This window comes from Streptomyces sp. V4I2 (assembly GCF_030817655.1).
Classification (GTDB): Bacteria; Actinomycetota; Actinomycetes; order Streptomycetales; family Streptomycetaceae; genus Streptomyces; species Streptomyces plumbiresistens.
This window is the reverse complement of record NZ_JAUSZM010000003.1, coordinates 8737941-8753306: the sequence shown is the minus strand read 5'-3', so window position 1 is coordinate 8753306 and position 15366 is coordinate 8737941. Positions and strand designations below refer to the sequence as shown.

The 15366-nt window shown below is 72.7% G+C and carries 14 protein-coding genes and 1 pseudogene; 4 read left to right on the top strand and 11 right to left on the bottom strand.

Going from position 1 to position 15366, the window contains the following annotated elements:
* The first annotated feature begins 53 nt into the window (after positions 1-53).
* Positions 54-1397, top strand: a complete 1344-nt coding sequence (locus QFZ76_RS40940) for an MFS transporter (protein ID WP_307678408.1) — start codon at positions 54-56, stop codon at positions 1395-1397.
* 235 nt (positions 1398-1632) lie between these two features.
* Here QFZ76_RS40940 and QFZ76_RS40935 read toward each other — a convergent pair whose 3' ends face one another.
* Entirely contained in the window at positions 1633-2070 is a 438-nt protein-coding gene (locus QFZ76_RS40935) for a PPOX class F420-dependent oxidoreductase (protein WP_307678407.1), read from the bottom strand.
* A 215-nt stretch (positions 2071-2285) separates the two neighbouring features.
* Here QFZ76_RS40935 and QFZ76_RS40930 point away from each other — a divergent pair, with 215 nt between their 5' ends.
* Positions 2286-3512 (top strand): serine hydrolase, encoded by a 1227-nt coding sequence (locus QFZ76_RS40930; protein ID WP_307678406.1) that lies wholly within the window; start codon positions 2286-2288, stop codon positions 3510-3512.
* Positions 3513-3551: 39 nt separating this feature from the next.
* On the opposite strand, the gene QFZ76_RS40925 is transcribed toward QFZ76_RS40930, so the two are convergent.
* From QFZ76_RS40925 to ribA, 5 genes are read right to left on the bottom strand one after another with little or no spacing between them, the layout of a single operon-like run.
* Complete coding sequence (locus QFZ76_RS40925; protein ID WP_307678405.1) at positions 3552-4706, bottom strand: saccharopine dehydrogenase family protein; 1155 nt, start codon at positions 4704-4706, stop codon at positions 3552-3554.
* On the bottom strand, positions 4699-5760 hold the full coding sequence (locus QFZ76_RS40920) for a saccharopine dehydrogenase (protein WP_307678404.1): 1062 nt from the start codon (positions 5758-5760) through the stop codon (positions 4699-4701). Before QFZ76_RS40920 ends, QFZ76_RS40925 begins: the two co-directional genes overlap by 8 nt.
* A complete protein-coding gene (locus tag QFZ76_RS40915) occupies positions 5757-6896 on the bottom strand; it encodes an FAD-binding oxidoreductase (RefSeq protein ID WP_307680278.1) in 1140 nt (379 codons plus the stop codon). Before QFZ76_RS40915 ends, QFZ76_RS40920 begins: the two co-directional genes overlap by 4 nt.
* 2 nt (positions 6897-6898) lie before the next feature.
* Positions 6899-7885, bottom strand: coding sequence for an ornithine cyclodeaminase family protein (locus tag QFZ76_RS40910; protein WP_307678403.1), 987 nt, complete (start codon positions 7883-7885; stop codon positions 6899-6901).
* A gap of 33 nt (positions 7886-7918) precedes the next feature.
* The gene (gene ribA / locus QFZ76_RS40905; protein WP_307678402.1) at positions 7919-8578 is read right to left on the bottom strand and encodes a GTP cyclohydrolase II; all 660 of its coding nucleotides are present in this window, start codon (positions 8576-8578) and stop codon (positions 7919-7921) included.
* Between the two features lie 38 nt (positions 8579-8616).
* Between ribA and QFZ76_RS40900 the strand changes: the two are divergent.
* Positions 8617-9360, top strand: a pseudogene (locus tag QFZ76_RS40900) (creatininase family protein); the annotation flags it as partial.
* On the opposite strand, the gene QFZ76_RS40895 reads toward QFZ76_RS40900, so the two are convergent.
* From QFZ76_RS40895 to QFZ76_RS40875, 5 genes are all read right to left on the bottom strand, one after another.
* On the bottom strand, positions 9249-10604 hold the full coding sequence (locus tag QFZ76_RS40895) for a lysylphosphatidylglycerol synthase transmembrane domain-containing protein (protein ID WP_373464430.1): 1356 nt from the start codon (positions 10602-10604) through the stop codon (positions 9249-9251). The pseudogene QFZ76_RS40900 and the gene QFZ76_RS40895 overlap by 112 nt on opposite strands.
* Positions 10601-11668 (bottom strand): class I SAM-dependent methyltransferase, encoded by a 1068-nt coding sequence (locus tag QFZ76_RS40890; protein WP_307678400.1) that lies wholly within the window; start codon positions 11666-11668, stop codon positions 10601-10603. Before QFZ76_RS40890 ends, QFZ76_RS40895 begins: the two co-directional genes overlap by 4 nt.
* Positions 11665-12837, bottom strand: coding sequence for a glycosyltransferase family 4 protein (locus QFZ76_RS40885; protein WP_307680277.1), 1173 nt, complete (start codon positions 12835-12837; stop codon positions 11665-11667). Before QFZ76_RS40885 ends, QFZ76_RS40890 begins: the two co-directional genes overlap by 4 nt.
* An 11-nt stretch (positions 12838-12848) precedes the next feature.
* Complete coding sequence (locus tag QFZ76_RS40880) at positions 12849-13247, bottom strand: 6-carboxytetrahydropterin synthase (protein ID WP_307678399.1); 399 nt, start codon at positions 13245-13247, stop codon at positions 12849-12851.
* Positions 13248-13421: 174 nt separating this feature from the next.
* Positions 13422-14405, bottom strand: coding sequence for a zinc-binding alcohol dehydrogenase (locus QFZ76_RS40875; protein ID WP_307678398.1), 984 nt, complete (start codon positions 14403-14405; stop codon positions 13422-13424).
* A gap of 108 nt (positions 14406-14513) precedes the next feature.
* On the opposite strand from QFZ76_RS40875, the gene QFZ76_RS40870 reads away from it, so the two are divergent.
* Complete coding sequence (locus QFZ76_RS40870) at positions 14514-15290, top strand: CDP-alcohol phosphatidyltransferase family protein (protein WP_307678397.1); 777 nt, start codon at positions 14514-14516, stop codon at positions 15288-15290.
* The last annotated feature ends 76 nt before the right edge of the window (positions 15291-15366 follow it).

Genomic DNA, 15366 nt, shown 5'->3' with positions numbered 1-15366 from the left:
CTCTCCCCTCCGCTCACTCCGCCTATGGTGGGGTTCCCCCGAAGGAGCACGCCGTGTCCGTCCCCGTCGCCGCGCCCCCAGGCCAGCCGAAGAAAGCCGCCACTGCGGCCTGGATCGGCAGCGCCTTGGAGTACTACGACTTCTTCATCTACGGCAGCGCGGCCGCGCTGATCTTCCCCGAGGTCTTCTTCGACGAGTCCGACCCGGCCACCGCGACCCTGCTGTCGCTGGCCACGTTCGGCGTCGCGTACGCGGCCCGCCCGGTCGGCGCGCTCTTCCTCGGGCACTTCGGCGACAAGCTCGGCCGCAAGAAGATCATGGTCTTCACGCTGATCCTGATGGGCCTGTCGACGTTCCTCATCGGCTGTCTGCCCACCCGCGACCAGGTCGGCACCCTCGCCCCCGTCCTGCTCGTGCTGTGCCGTGTCCTGCAGGGCATCTCGGCGGCCGGTGAGCAGGCCAGCGCCAACTCCATGTCACTGGAGCACGCCCCGCCCGAGCGGCGCGGCTTCTTCACCAGCTTCACCCTCAGCGGCACCCAGGGCGGCCAGCTGCTCGCCACCCTGGTCTTCATCCCCGTCGCCGCGCTGCCCGACGACCAGCTGCTGTCCTGGGGCTGGCGGGTGCCGTTCTGGATGAGCGTCGCGGTCGCCGTCGTCGGCTTCGTCATCCGCCGCAAGCTGGACGAGACCCCGGCCTTCGCCCAGCAGACCGCCCAGGAGGGCGTCGTCAGGATGCCGCTGGCGATCCTGTTCCGCGAGCACTGGGCGGACGTCCTGCGGGTCGTCGCGGGCGCCCTCATCGCCTCGGTCAGCACGATCTTCACGGTGTGGGCGCTGTCGTACGCGACCAGCGACTCGGTCGGTATGAGCCGCTCCTCCATGCTGTGGGTGGGCGCGCTCGCCAACCTGGTGGCGCTCGCCGCGATCCCGCTGTGGGCCACCCTGTCGGACCGCATCGGCCGCCGCCCGGTCTTCCTGGTGGGAGCGGTCGGCAGCGCGGTGATGATGTTCCTGTACCTGTGGGCGATCTCCACGGGCTCCTACGCCCTGACCCTGATCCTCGGCATCGTCACCTTCGGCGTCGTCTACAGCGCCGCGAACGGGGTCTGGCCCTCCTTCTACGGCGAGATGTTCTCCACCCGCGTCCGGCTGTCCGGCATGGCCATCGGCACCCAGATCGGCTTCGCCGTGGCCGGTTTCGCGGTCACCTTCGCCGCGCAGATCGCGGGCCCGGACGGCGACGACTGGTCGGCGGTGGCCCTGTTCACCGCCGCCCTGTGCGTCCCGCCGGTCGTCGCCGCCCTCACGGCCCGCGAGACCCACAAGGTCCCGACCGAACAGCTCGGCGAGCGGTCGCCCCAGGGGGCGCGGCAGCCGGAGAAGGTGACCGCCTGATCCCGCCGTTTCCCCTGTGCCCCCGGAGCCTCGACGGGTTCCGGGGGCATGTCGTGTGCCGGGCGTGCTCCCATGCGCCCCGTTGACAGATGACGTCCTGGGCAAGAACATCGGCCGAACCAAGCAGAAAAGGACACCTCTGCGCGCGCTGCGACATCCCTGACCCCGAGGGGGAGAACCTCCGCGCGCACCGGCCGGTTTCAGGGGCGGCCGGTGCGCGCGGAGTAAGGCCGGATCACCCCTGAGAACTCCTCTTGGGAACCCCGTACGCCCGCTCCACCTTCAGCCGCAGCACCAGCCGGCGGTCGCGGACCATCGCGGCCCGGTAGTCCTCCCAGTCGGGGTGCTCGCCCAGGACGTCACGGTAGAGGCGGATGAGCTCCTCCACCGTCTCGTCGTACGGGTCCTTCGCCACGGGCGTGAGGTCGGCCGTGCCCTCGGCGACCGTGTACGCCCACCGGTCGGCGCTGGTCACGTGGTACGACGCCCTCGGATCGCGGCGCAGATTACGGGTCTTGGCGCGGTCGTCGGTGATCGAGACCCGGATGATCCGCTCGTCGGGGTAGTAGGCGTGGCTGACGTTCGACAGCTGGGGCCGCCCGTCGCGCTTGAGGGTCACCAGGACCCCGCCGTGGCTTTCGGAGAGCAGGTGCAGCAGCGCGTCCTGAGTCATGCCCGGATCAACCCGGCGGACCGCGCCGTGTATTCCGTCGTGGCCGTGGCGGCTGCGGCGGCCTGCGGGGCGCCGTTCGGTGCGTTCCCTCACAGCGATCGACGATCATGCTGATGCGGGGGACCGTTGAGCCGTTCCTGCGCGACGATGATGTCTGAGGTCGTCACGGCGGGGTATTTGCCGGACCACCTCGACGAACGCGACGGAGGAGAACGATGGCACTGCTGCGACAAGAGGTGGACCCGGGTGAGGTCGGGCTGGACGCCAAGGCGCTGGACCGCCTCGACCAGCACTTCGCCCACTACGTCGACGAGGGCCGCATGCCCGGCTACCTCGTGGCCGTCTCCCGCGGCGGACGCGTCGCCCACCTCACGACGCACGGCCGCCGCGACCTCGCGGCCGGGCTGCCCGTCGAGGCCGACACCCTGTGGCGGATCTACTCCATGACCAAACCGGTCACCGCGGTCGCCGCGCTGATCCTGGTGGAGGAGGGTCGCCTGTCGCTGGACGACCCGGTCGAACGGTTCGTCCCGGCCTTCGCGGAGCCGCGGGTGTACGTCAGCGGTTCCGGCGCCGACACCGTGACCCGCCCGGCGGACGGTCCGATACGAGTGCGGCATCTGATGACCCACACCTCGGGCCTGACCTTCGCCTTCTACCACGCGCACCCCGTCGACGCCCTCTACCGCGAGGCCGGTCTGGAGTCGTCGGTGATCCCGGGCTCGGACCTGGCCCGAACGACCGAGGTGTACGCGAGCCTGCCGCTGCAGTTCGAGCCGGGCACGCAGTGGAACTACTCGGTCGCCTCCAACGTGCTGGGCCGGATCATCGAGGTGGCGTCGGGGCAGCCGCTGGACACGTTCTTCGCCGAGCGGATCTTCGGCCCGCTCGGGATGACCGACGCCGGTTTCCGCGTCACCGAGGACCAGGCGCTCAGACTCTCCGAGTTGTACGGCGAAGCCGACGGCGGCATCGAGCCGATCCCCGGCCTCCCGCTGCACGGCCGCCCGCGCTTCCTGTCGGGCAGCGGCGGCATGGTGGCCTCCGCCCACGACGTCCACCGCTTCATGGAACTGCTGCGCCGCCGCGGCGAACTCGACGGCACCCGTCTCCTCGCTCCCGGGACGGTGGACCTGATGACGTCGAACCACCTCCCGGGCGGCGCCGACCTGCGCTCCTTCGGCAGCCGCCCCGCCCACGACGAACCCGGCAACGACGGCGTCGGCTTCGGCCTCGGCGTCTCCGTCGTCATCGACCCGGCCCGCACGCAGGCACCCTCGGGGCTCGGGACGTACGGCTGGAGCGGCGTCGCGACCACGACGTTCTGGGTGGACCCGAGCCGGGACCTGACGGTGCAGTTCATGACGCAGGTGCGGCCGAAGAGCTCGCACACGATCTTCCCGGATCTGAAGCGGCTGGTGCACGAGGCGGTCGCCGAGTAGGAACCGGGCCCGGATCGGTCGCGCACGTGCCGCACCCGCCTACTGATCGACCCGGAGGGTGAAGTGCACGCCCTCCCGGGCGAGTTCGGCCAGCCACTCCTGGGAGCGGGCCCCGGTCTCGGCGGCGCGGCCGAGGCCCGGCGGCAGGGAGCCGTCCAGGATGTGCCGGACGCCGAGGGCGAGGGGGCGGGAGACACAGCGGGCCATCGCGCTCTCCCGCTCGTCACCCACCAGGTCCAGGAGGTAGCCGCCCGACCAGTCCCCGCCGGCCCCGCCGCGCACGTCCAGCGAGACGGCGAGGACGACGCGGTCGCGGTCGGCGTCCGTGGTCGGGTACGTCGCGGCCAGCTCCTGGGCCAGGGCGGCGATCCGGGCGTCGTCGCCGGTCCGCAGCTCCGCGAAGACGCCGTCCCAGGCACGCAGCCAGCCGTCCAGACGCAGGGTGCCGCGGACGAAGGTGCGCGGCTTCCAGGCCGTCGGCAGTCCGTACTGCTCGACGAAGGGGAGGCTGTCCCGGTTGGGGTAGACCTCGAAGGTCTCGCCGTCGACGACGTGCCGCCGGGTCGCTTCCCAGGGCCGGTCGGCGGTGGTCTCGGCGCCGTCCTCGAGGTAACGGGCGGGCGAGCGCAGGGCGTTCAGGACTCCTGCGGGGGCCCAGCTGAAGCGGTACCGGAAGTCGTTCGGGACGGCGGGGACGCCGCCGCAGTAGGAGGTGAGGCTGTAGGAGGCCGGCGTGCCGTCGCCGACGGCCTCCCGGGCGCGGGCGACGAGGCTGTGCGCGAAGAGGTGGTCGATGCCCGGGTCGAGGCCGGCCTCGGTGAGGACGACGACCCCGGCTCGCTCGGCCGCGGGCACCTGCTCCAGCACCGCGTCGGACACATAGCTGGAGCAGGCGAAGTGCGCCCGCTCGCGGACGCACAGGGCCAGCAGCGCGGCGTGTTCGGGAGCCGGCAGCATCGACACCACCACGTCCCCGGGCTCAAGGTCGGCCGCGAGCGCGTCCGGCGCGTACGCGCGGGGCTCGGCACGGGAGGCGAGGCCGAGCCCGTCGAGGGCCTCGGCGGCACGTTCCGCGGTGCGGTGCCACAGCCGTACCCGCTCGGCCGTCTCGCACAGCACGGCCAAGCCGCTGCCGGTGGACAGTCCGGCGCCGATCCAGTGGACGGTGCCGCTCGCGGGAACCACCTCAGACATCACGCGACTGCCCTTCTACGATGCCGAGTTCACGGCAGGCCTGATGGAACCGGTCCAGACAGCGCCCCCACGGCCCGCCGACGCCGAGGTCGAGGAGCTGGGGCAGCAGGGCGGCCGAGAAGTCGGTGCTGGACTCCTTCGGCAGCAGGGACGGCAGGTTGTCGATGGCGATCAGGTCCAGCGGCGGTTCCTTGCGCAGCCGGCGGGCCGGGTCCGTCCAGTCGGTGGTGCGGTCGTAGACCGGCAGGACGTTCAGGGGCGAGCCCACGTCGCAGGTGACGTCGCACAGGGTGCGCAGGCGGCGGTCCGGAGCGTCGAGGTCCTCCTCGCGGAGGAAGGGCGGGACGGGGGTGGTGGCGAGGACGGCGTTCACCATGACGTCGTGGGCCAGCAGGGCTCCCCGGTCCAGGTCGCGGGTCTCCTCGAGGTCCCAGCAGGTGGGATCGACGCCGGCCTCGCGGAGGGCGACGCGTGCGCCCCGCCCGCTGCGGCCGAGCGCCCCGACGACCAGGGCGGTGAACTCCTCGTCCCCGGCCGCCGGGCGCAGCGTCTCGTCCAGCGCGTCCTTGCCGGTGGGTGTCAACGGCGCGCGGAGCCTGCCCCGGTGCTGGAGGACGGCCAGGGCGGCGCCCAGGTAGCCCGCCCAGAAGCCGAAGGCGGCGAGGCGGCGACCGTGGTCGTCCACGAGGTATTCGAGGTCGAGCAGTGCCCCTTGCCCGCGCACGAACCGCCGGAGCAGGTCGGCCGCTCCGGGCTGCCGCTTGTAGGCGTGCCCGAAGAAGATGTGCCGGTGGGTCAGGTCAGGGGGTCCGTCCGGGAGTTCCTTCAGGCCGAGGACGACGGCGTCGGCGGGCGCCGAGACCCACGAGCCCGCGGGCGCGATCCGGCAGCCGGCCGTCTCGTACTCCTCGACGGGGAAGACCCGCTGCGGGGACTCCTCGACGGTCAGCGTCACGCCGCTGTCGACGAGCCGGCGCGCGTCGGACGGCACGATCGGGGTGCGCCGCTCGGTGGTGCGGACCTCGTGGCGCAGCCACAGGTGGAGCTCGGTCATACGCGGTTGGCCTCCGGGCGAAGGGCGTCGGCCGCGAACCGGCCGACGCTCAGCGGGCTGACGTCCACGAAGGGTACGCGGCCCAGATACAGGTCTCGGACGACCTCGCCGACGGCCGGCCCCTGGAGGAAGCCGTGACCGGAGAAGCCGGTTGCATACAGAAAACGGGATACTGAAGTCGCCTCGCCGATCAGGGCGTTGTGGTCCGGGGTGAGCTCGTACAGGCCCGCCCAGCCGCCGGTGCGGCGCAGGTCGAGGAGGGCGGGGGCGCGCTGCTCCATGGCCGCGCCCAGGCGGGGGATCCAGCGGTCGTGGGTGTCGGTGGCGAAGCCGGGCCGCTCCTCGGGGTCGGACATGCCGACGAGGAGGCCGGGGCCCTCGGTGTGGAAGTAGAGGCTGGTGGTGAAGTCGATGGTCATGGGGAGGTCGGGCGGCAGTCCGTCGACCGGTTCGGTGACCGCGATCTGGCGGCGCAGCGGCTCGACCGGCAGGTCCACGCCGGCCATCGCGCCGACCGCCCGCGACCAGGCGCCGGCCGCGCAGATCACCGTGTCGGTGGCGATCCGGCCCCGGCTCGTCATGACGGCCGTGATGTCGTCGCCGTGCAGTTCGATGCCGGTGAGTTCGCAGTGCCGCCAGATCGTCGCGCCGTGGCGGCGGGCGGCGGCCGCGTAGCCGTGGACGACCGCCTCGGGCGTGCAGTGGCCGTCGTCGGGCGAGAAGGCCGCCGCGAGCAGGCCGTCGGTGCTGATCAGCGGGGAGAGCCGCCGGGCCGCGGCCGGGTCGATCAGGCGGCTGGGCACGCCGAGGGAGTTCTGCAGTCGTACGCCCGCCTCGAAGGAGGCCACGTCCTCGGGCGTCGACAGCAGGAACAGATAGCCGACCCGGTGCAGCCCGATGTCGTACCCGGTGTCCTCCTCGTAGCGGGCGAACGCCTCCAGGCTGCGCGCGCCGAGCTGGATGTTGAGCTCGTCGGAGAACTGCGCCCGCACCCCGCCCGCCGCCTTCGAGGTGGACCCGGAGGCGAGTTCGTCCCGCTCGACGAGCACGACGTCCCGCACGCCCGCCCGGGCCAGGTGGCAGGCGATGCTGGTGCCCATCACCCCGCCGCCGATCACCACGACACCCGCGCGCATGGTCACCCGTGTTCCCCCTTCGCCGCCTCGGCCTTCGCCGCCTCGACGACGGCCCAGGCGGCCGCCGCGTCCTGCACACCGAGGCCGACGCTGTTGTAGTACACGACGTCCTCGGGCGAGGTCCGTGCCGCGCGGCGCCCGGTGAGCACCTCGCCCAGCGGGACGAGGTCCTCAGGGGTCAGCAGCCCCTCCCGCACAGCGTCCACGACCGGCCCGGCGTGCTCGGCCGCGGTCGTCGGGTCATCGACGACGACGGCCGCGGATCGTCGTACGACCTCCCTGTCCACCTCACGGCGGGTGGGCTCGAACGACCCCACGCTGACGACCGTGCACCCGGCATCCAGCCACGGGCCGTACACCACGGGCGTGGTGCTGAGCGTGCAGGCCGCGACCAGCGACGCCCCGCGCACGGCCGCCTCGGCGCTGTCGGCCGGCTCGACGGGCAGGCCCAGTTCGGCGGCGAGGGTCTCGGCGGCGCGGGCGCGGTGCCGCGGGGTCGGGCTCCACAGCCGTACCGACTTCAGGTCCCGCACCCGGGCGATCGCCCGAGCATGGGCGAGGGCCTGGGTGCCCGAGCCGAGGATCGTCAGGTCGGCGGCGTCGGGGCCGGCCAGGGCGTCGACGGCGACGGCGCTCGCCGCGGCCGTGCGCAGGGTCGTCACCGCCGTGCCGTCCATGACGGCGGCGAGGCGGCCCGTCACCGGGTCGAGCACGGTGACGACGGCGTGCACGGTCGGCAGCCCGGCCGCCGCGTTGCCCGGGTTGACGCTGCCGACCTTCGCGACCGCCCCGGTGTCCGCCGACAGCCGGGAGACGTACGCGAAGACGACACTGTCGTCGAAGCGGCTGGGATGCATGATCTTCCCGGGGAGGTCGACACCGCCCGTGCCGAGCGCGGTGAAGGCCGCGCGCTGCGAGGCGATCGCCGTGTCGGCGTCGAGGAGGCGTGCCACCTGCCGCCCGGAGAGGAAGAGGACGTCGTCGGTCATTCCCTCTTCCTGTCCCCGCGCGCCGCCCGGGAATCAGGACAGGTGCGCCACCGCGTCCAGATGGGGCAGATGGTGGTCCAGCCGCTCCCGCTTCGTCCGCAGATAGGTGATGTTGTTCTCGCACGGCGGTATCAGCAGCGGCACCGTCTCGGCGACCTCGATGCCGTGCCGCACCAACGCCTCGCGCTTGCGCGGGTTGTTCGACATCAGGCGGACCGACTTCACGTCCAGGTCGTGCAGGATCCCGGCGGCGACCCCGTAGTCGCGGGCGTCCACCGGCAGGCCGAGCGCCAGGTTCGCCTCGACGGTGTCCAGGCCCTCCGCCTGCAGCGCCATCGCCCGCAGCTTGGCGAGCAGGCCGATGCCCCGGCCCTCATGCCCTCTGAGGTAGACGACGATGCCGCTGCCCTCGGCGACGACTGCGCGCAGTGCGGAGGCGAGCTGGTCGCCGCACTCGCAGTGCTGGGAACCGAAGGCGTCACCGGTCAGGCACTCGGAATGCAGCCGGGTCAGCACGTCGTCCGTGCCGATCTCACCGTAGACCAGGGCCACTTGTTCGTCACCGCGGTCGTGATCGAGGTAGCCGACCGCCTGGAATTTCCCGTACACGGTGGGCAGCGGGGCATTCACCACGCGTTCCACACCGGTGCGCTGTGGCGACTTCTTGCCGAGCACGCCAATTTTTTCTGTCATGATCTGGTTCCTAAGCAGAGACGAAAGGCCGTGAAAAGATGAGTGGTTCGCGAATACGGTCGGCTGCGTACGGTCTGGTGCCGGCGGACACTACGGAAGACGTACGGACGCGGGGGGCGGACGTCTCAACGCAGGTCGCCGTCCTTCCGGTCGGGAGCTTCGAGCAGCACGGCGCGTACCTGCCGCTGGCGACCGACACGCTGGTCGCCTGCGCCGTCGCCCGGGAGATCGCCGCGGCGTACCCGGTGCACCTGCTCCCACCGGTGACGATCTCCTGCTCGCACGAGCACGCGGCCTGGCCGGGAACCGTCAGCATCTCCTCCGTCACCCTTCACGCGGTGGTACGGGACATAGCGGCTTCGTTGCGCCGGTCCGGCGTCGACACCCTGGTGGTGGTCAACGGGCACGGCGGGAACTACGTACTGGGCAACGTCGTTCAGGAATCCTCCGCCCGCGGTGAGCGGATGGCGCTCTTCCCGGCCGCGGAGGACTGGGAGACGGCGCGGGAGCGGGCGGGGGTGGCCACCTCGCTGCTCACCGACATGCATGCGGGGGAAATAGAGACCTCCATTCTTCTGCACGCTCATCCCGAATGTGTGCGGCCCGGCTATGAGACCTCCGATTTCGTCGCGGACGACCGTCGTCATCTCCTGACCCTCGGTATGTCCGGCTATACCGATTCGGGTGTCATCGGCCGCCCCTCGCTGGGCTCAGCGGAAAAGGGGAAGGCGCTCCTGGCGAGTCTGGCGGAATCCTTCGGCCCGTATTTCTCGATGCTGACCGGCAGCGGGCCCACGGAGTAACACGGGGGCATACGGCGGGTTTCCGGGTCCGTCACGACGGTCCCGGCGCCGGTCTCGCCGGTCTCCTCCCCCGCCCCGGCGCGCAGGCCGGCGTACCAGCGGACGACGAGGACGATGACGCCCGGCAGGCTCGCCACGAAGCTCAGCACCCCGTACACCACCGCGACCGCCAGGCCGCTGCTCGCGCCCAGTCCCGCGGCGCCGAACGCCCAGGCGGTGACGCCCTCGCGGGGGCCCCAGCCGCCGACGTTCAGCGGGAGGCTCATGGCGAGCAGGGCGAGGACCGCGAGGGGCAGCAGCACGGCGGCGGAGGCGGCGGAGCCGGCGACACGGGCGGCGACGACGAACATCCCGAGGTGGCCCGCGAGGACGACGGCGGAGGAGAGGGCGACGCCGGGCAGGTTACGGCGCGACAGCAGTCCCTCGCGCGCCTCGCCGAGGCTTGCCCGCAGGGCCCGTCCGCGGCGGGAGGGGGCCCGGTTCATGCGGAGGGCGACGACGACGGCGAGCGCGCCGAGTGCGGCGAACGCGACCAGGGGCGCGAAGTGCCGGGCGTCGGCCAGCACCGGCGACGGCATGGTCAGCAGTACGGTGACGCCGACGAGTGCCAGGACGATCTGCCCCGCGGCCCGTTCGATGACGACCGAGCGGACGCCGCGGCCGAGGTCACCGGCGCTCTGCCCGTGCCGTACCGCCCGGTGCACATCACCGAGGACGCCGCCGGGCAGGGCCGCGTTCAGGAACAGCGCACGGTAGTAGTCGGCGACGGCCGGGCCGAGCGGGAGCCGGATGCGCAGGCCCCGGGCCACCAACTGCCAGCGCCAGGCGCTGAAGACGGTGGTGACGAGGCCGATGCCGAGCGCCACGAGCAGCGTCGGACCGTCGATGCGGCGCAGGCCGTCCAGGAAGACGCCGGTGCCCAGGCGCCAGAGGAGGACGGCGAGGATGGCCACGCCCGCGACGGTCCCGAAGTGGGTGCGGACGGCACGGGAGTTGAAGCGGGCGAAGAAGGAGCGGAAGAAGGAGCGGGAGAAGGAGGAGCGGGCGGCACCGGGCCGGGGTGCCGGCACGATCACGCCGATACGGTCCTCGGAGACGGCCGCACCGGCGGGGGCCACCGTCCTGCCGCCGGGCCGGGCGGGCGCCACGGCCAGATCCGTGTGCCGCTCGCGCGGCTCCACGCCAGGCAGGCCGCCCCAGGTCCGTACCGTTTCCACGCTCATGACGCCCCGCCCGTCGGCCGGGACAGCGCCAGCAGGTCGGTGTGGTGGACCACGACCCGCAACTCGCCCGCCGCGCAGGCCGCGAGGCGCTCGCTGAGATACCGGTCGGCGCGTTCCCGCAGTTCCGGGCGCTGTTCGACGGCCGCGCCGACCCAGCCGCGCAGCCACTGGGCGGTCAGCGCGGACTCGGTGGGGCCAAGGCGCCAGGGGCTCGGGTGCAGCCGTACCGTCGCGCCGCGTTCGGAGAACGCCTCGCACGCCGCGGTGACCGCGTCCGGGCCGAGCAGGCCGCCCAGGCGCTGATGGGCGTTGAACGCCTCGGCGATCTCCGCGTCGAGCCGGTGGGACGGGGTGAGGTCGACGCGGCCGGCCACGGAGAGCGTCAGCAGGGCCGGACAGCCGGCTCCGGTGCAGGCGGCGGCCAGGGTGTCGATCTCCTCGCGGGTCAGCACGTCGAGCAGCGCGGAGGCCGTCACCAGGGACGCGCCGGCCAGGGCGTCCGGGGTGAGCCGGCCGACGTCACCGCGGCGGGTCTCGGTCGAGACACGGCTGCCGTCGGCGCCGGAGCGCGGGGCGGCCACGGCGGCGAAGTGCAGGAGGTAGGGGTCGCGGTCGTGCAGGATCCAGTGCTGGGCGCCGTCCAGGCGGGGGGCCAGCCAGCGGCCCATCGAGCCGGTGCCGCAGCCCAGGTCGTGGACGACGATGCCGGCCTTCCCCGGCAGGTTCGCGAGCCGGATCCGCAGCGGATCGAGCAACTCGACCGCCCGCCCGGCGGCGTCGGCGCCCTCCCGCAGCTCCAGCCACTCGGGGGCGTAGCGCGGCGGATCGTCGGGCCCGGCGTCCCGCAGCCGCACCGTGGGCCGCTCGCCGGGGCGCAGCGTGGGGCCGGCGCCGGGGATGACGTGTTCGGCCTCGCCGGGGACTTCCCCGGGTCCGGCCACAGCAGCTTGCACGGACGCTCCTCCAGGACCGGCGACCACGGAACTCCTCGACTCGAGAGCCTCGTCGGGGCCGAGCTGCGTCGGGATCTTCCCCGCCTGTTGTGTCATTGCCGTCTTCCTCATGCCGCCCTCCTGGGTTCGCTCGACAACCGGCCCAGTACTCCGGCCAGGCTGCGGGCCGTTGCCGCCCAGCCGCCCAGGGCGGACCGCCGGCCCCTGGCGGCGGACTTCAGCCGGCGTCGTACGTCCGCCTCGCCGAACCAGCCCCGCAGTTCCGCGGCGAGGGCGGCGGGGTCCTCCGGCGGGACGAGGATGCCGGGCACCCCGCCGTCGGGGGCGCGGCCGACCGCCTCGGGGAGGCCGCCGACGTCCGTGGCCAGCACGGGGATACCGCGCGCCAGGGCCTCGGTGACCGCCATGCCGTACGTCTCGGCGTACGAGGTGAGGACCATCAGGTCGGCGGCGTTGTAGCTGGCGTCGAGTGCGGCGCCGGACTGCGGGCCCGCGAGGTGCAGGCGGTCCTGGAGGCCGTACTTGCGGATCAGCACCCTGAGTCCGGCGACGTACTGCGGATCCTGGGTGAGTCCGCCGACGCAGACGCAGCTCCACGGCAGATCGGTCACCCCGGCCAGCGCCTCCACCAGCCGGTGCTGGCCCTTGCGCGGGGTCACCGCGGCGACACACAGCAGCCGGGACACACCGTCGGTGCCGGAGGCGAGCGGCGCGATGTCGGCGCCGGGGGCGGCGACATGGACCCGGTCGGGGGCCAGACCGTGATGGGAGACGAGGCGGCGCACGGCCCAGTCGCTGGTCGCGATGACGGCGGGGACGGCCCGCAGCACGGCGCGTTCCCTGGCGTCCAGCTCCGCCGCCACCGCCGGGTCCAGCCCCGTCTCGTCGCCGAGCGGGAGGTGGACGAGGACGGCCAGGCGCAGCCGTTCCGCCTCGGGGACGACGACCTCCGGGACACCGCAGGCGACCAGCCCGTCCAGCAGGACGACCGCGCCGTCCGGCAGGTCCCGCAGCGTCTGCGCGAGTTGCGCACGGGCCGCGGCTCCCGGACGCGGCCACTCACCGGGCACGGCGTGCTGGTGCACCTGCCAGCCGAAGCCGGCCAGGTCCAGACTCACCCGCCGGTCGTAGGCGTTTCCGCCGCTGGGGGCGGTCGGGTCGTCCACGCCGCCCGGCAGGACGAAGTGCACGGAGCGCAGGGACATCGGGATGATCTCCGCGTTCTTCAGGGCGGAGTGCTGCACGGGCACATAGCCGAGCGGCGCGGTGGTCCGCTCCATCGTCGTGTCGGTCACAGCGCACGCTCGTAACTCGCCCAGGCGACGTGCGACTCGTGCAGCGAGACGGTGAGCCCCGCCAGACCCTTGGCTCCCTCGCCGAGCGCACCCTTGTGGATCCGCTCGGCGAGCCGGTCCGCAATGACCTTGGCCAGGAACTCCGTGGAGGTGTTGACCCCGGCGAAGTCGGGCTCGTTGTCGAGGTTCCGGTAGTTCAGCTCGCTGACTACCGCGCCGAGTTCCTGTGTGGCGAGTCCGATGTCGACGACGATGTTGTCGTCGTCCAGCTGCTCGCGCCGGAACGTGGCGTCCACCAGGAACGTCGCTCCGTGCAGGCGCTGCGCGGGGCCGAAGACCTCGCCGCGGAAGCTGTGGGCGATCATGATGTGATCGCGGACGGTGATGCTGAACAACGGACGACCCTCCAGGTGCGGCGCGTCTTGTCCCCCGCTGATCCCTGCCGGGGGATGCCGTGTAGTACGGCTCCTCGCCCCCCGTTGTTCAGCCTCCTCTCACTCTTTTCTCAGGTCAGGCGCTCTTGCGCGCCTGGGGTAGGTCATACGGGATTGAACCTGTGTGTCGCCCGTTCACTCGTCCGCGTCGTAGCGGACCCGGTGGCACAGGGCGGGAATCTCGCCGGAGGCGAGCCGCGGCAGCACGTCGGGCAGTTCGCCGAAGGCGCTCTCCCCGGTGACGAGGGCGTCGAGCGCCGGGTCCGCGAGCAACTCCAGGGCGAGGGCCAGCCGGTCGGCGTAGGTACGGCTGGAGCGGCGGGCGGGCGACACGGAACCGACCTGGCTGCTGCGGACGACCAGCCGCCGGGAATGGAAGGCTTCGCCGAGCGGGAGGCTCACCTGCCGGTCGCCGTACCAGCTCAGTTCGAGGACGGTGCCCTCGGCCCTCAGCAGTTCCAGCGCGCGGGCGAGGCCCTGTTCGGTGGCGCTGGCGTGGACCACGAGGTCGCAGTCGCCGAGGGCGTCCTGGGGCAGGGCGAAGTCGACGCCGAGGGCCTCGGCGGTCTTGGCTCGGGCCGGGTCGGCGTCCACCAACTGGACGCGCACGCCGGGGAAGCGGGCCAGCAGCGCGGCCACCGAACTGCCGACCATGCCGCCGCCGACCACCGCGATCCGGTCGCCGACCAGAGGCGCCGCGTCCCAGAGGGCGTTCACGGCGGTCTCGACGGTGCCCGCGAGAATGGCCCGTTCGGCGGGTACGGAGGGGGGTACGGGGGTCACGGCGGTCACGGGGACGACGTACCGCGTCTGATGCGGATACAGGCAGAACACGGTCCGCCCGAGGAGGTCGTCCGGCCCCTCCTCCACCACACCCACGTTGAGGTAGCCGTACTTCACCGGCCCGGGGAAGTCGCCCTCCTGGAACGGCGCCCGCATGGCCGCGTACTGACTTTCCGGTACTCCGCCACGGAACACGAGGGTCTCCGTGCCCCGGCTGACCCCGGAGTACAGCGAGCGGACGAGGACCTCGCCCTCGGCGGGATCCGGCAGGGCCATCTCGCGTATGGCGCCATGCCCCGGAGAGCTGAGCCAGAACGCACGTGCGGCGCGCTTCATCGGCATCCTCCTGAACGATCGGGAAGCTGTTCACGTACCGAGGTGTGCACAGGTCGCGCACAGTACGCGGCCTTGATCCACTCTGTCACCTGGCCGGAGGAATGTGCGGTGGCCCTGAACAACACTTACGACGCGAGGCTGGTCCAGCAGGAGACCGCGGTGGGAGCGGGCCTGCAGATCCTGCTGCTGGCCCTGCTCGGCACGGCGATCGGCATGGGGCCGGCGGGCTGGCTCACCGGCCTCGCCTTCGCCATCGCCACCTGGGCAGTGCTCTCCCGAGCCCTGCACCGGTCCCGGCTGCGCTCCTTCGGCCCGGCCAACCGGGTCACCCTCGGCCGGGCGACCCTGGTCGGCGCGGTGACCGCCCTGGTCGCCGACTCCTTCGAGAGCTCACCACCGGTGACGCTGTTCGTCGGCCTGACGGCGGTGGCGCTGATCCTCGACGGCGTGGACGGCAAGGTCGCCCGCCGCACCGGCACCTCGACACCGCTGGGCGCACGCTTCGACATGGAGGTCGACGCGTTCCTCATCCTGGTGCTCAGCGTGTACGTCTCCATGGCCCTCGGCCCCTGGGTCCTGCTGATCGGCGCCATGCGCTACGCCTTCGTCGCCGCGGCCCGCGCCCTGCCCTGGCTCAACGCCCCGCTCCCTGCGAGCACGGCCCGCAAGACGGTCGCCGCACTCCAGGGCATCCTGCTCCTCGTGGCCGCCTCGGCCCTCCTTCCGTACACGGCGACGTTCGCGGTCGCCGCGACCGCACTGGCGCTGCTGGTGTGGTCGTTCGGCCGGGACATCCTGTGGCTGTGGCGGACGTCGCGGACCGAGGAGGCTTCCGTGGCGGAGGTGCTGGAGCTGATGCCGGAGCCGGAGCCGGTGGCGTCCTGAGCGTGCGGTGTGCCCGGTCCGGGCGCGAGGAGAGGTCGACGGTCCGCGGATCCGCCTCCCGGGAGATCTCCACCCG

Coding starts and splice junctions, on each gene's coding strand:
- QFZ76_RS40935 (WP_307678407.1), bottom strand. CDS start 2,070: ATGACTCAGGACGCGCTGCTGCACCTGCTCTCCGAAAGCCACGGCGGG.
- QFZ76_RS40930 (WP_307678406.1), top strand. CDS start 2,286: ATGGCACTGCTGCGACAAGAGGTGGACCCGGGTGAGGTCGGGCTGGAC.
- QFZ76_RS40925 (WP_307678405.1), bottom strand. CDS start 4,706: ATGTCTGAGGTGGTTCCCGCGAGCGGCACCGTCCACTGGATCGGCGCC.
- QFZ76_RS40920 (WP_307678404.1), bottom strand. CDS start 5,760: ATGACCGAGCTCCACCTGTGGCTGCGCCACGAGGTCCGCACCACCGAG.
- QFZ76_RS40915 (WP_307680278.1), bottom strand. CDS start 6,896: ATGCGCGCGGGTGTCGTGGTGATCGGCGGCGGGGTGATGGGCACCAGC.
- QFZ76_RS40910 (WP_307678403.1), bottom strand. CDS start 7,885: ATGACCGACGACGTCCTCTTCCTCTCCGGGCGGCAGGTGGCACGCCTC.
- ribA (WP_307678402.1), bottom strand. CDS start 8,578: ATGACAGAAAAAATTGGCGTGCTCGGCAAGAAGTCGCCACAGCGCACC.
- QFZ76_RS40895 (WP_373464430.1), bottom strand. CDS start 10,604: ATGAGCGTGGAAACGGTACGGACCTGGGGCGGCCTGCCTGGCGTGGAG.
- QFZ76_RS40890 (WP_307678400.1), bottom strand. CDS start 11,668: ATGAGGAAGACGGCAATGACACAACAGGCGGGGAAGATCCCGACGCAG.
- QFZ76_RS40885 (WP_307680277.1), bottom strand. CDS start 12,837: ATGGAGCGGACCACCGCGCCGCTCGGCTATGTGCCCGTGCAGCACTCC.
- QFZ76_RS40875 (WP_307678398.1), bottom strand. CDS start 14,405: ATGAAGCGCGCCGCACGTGCGTTCTGGCTCAGCTCTCCGGGGCATGGC.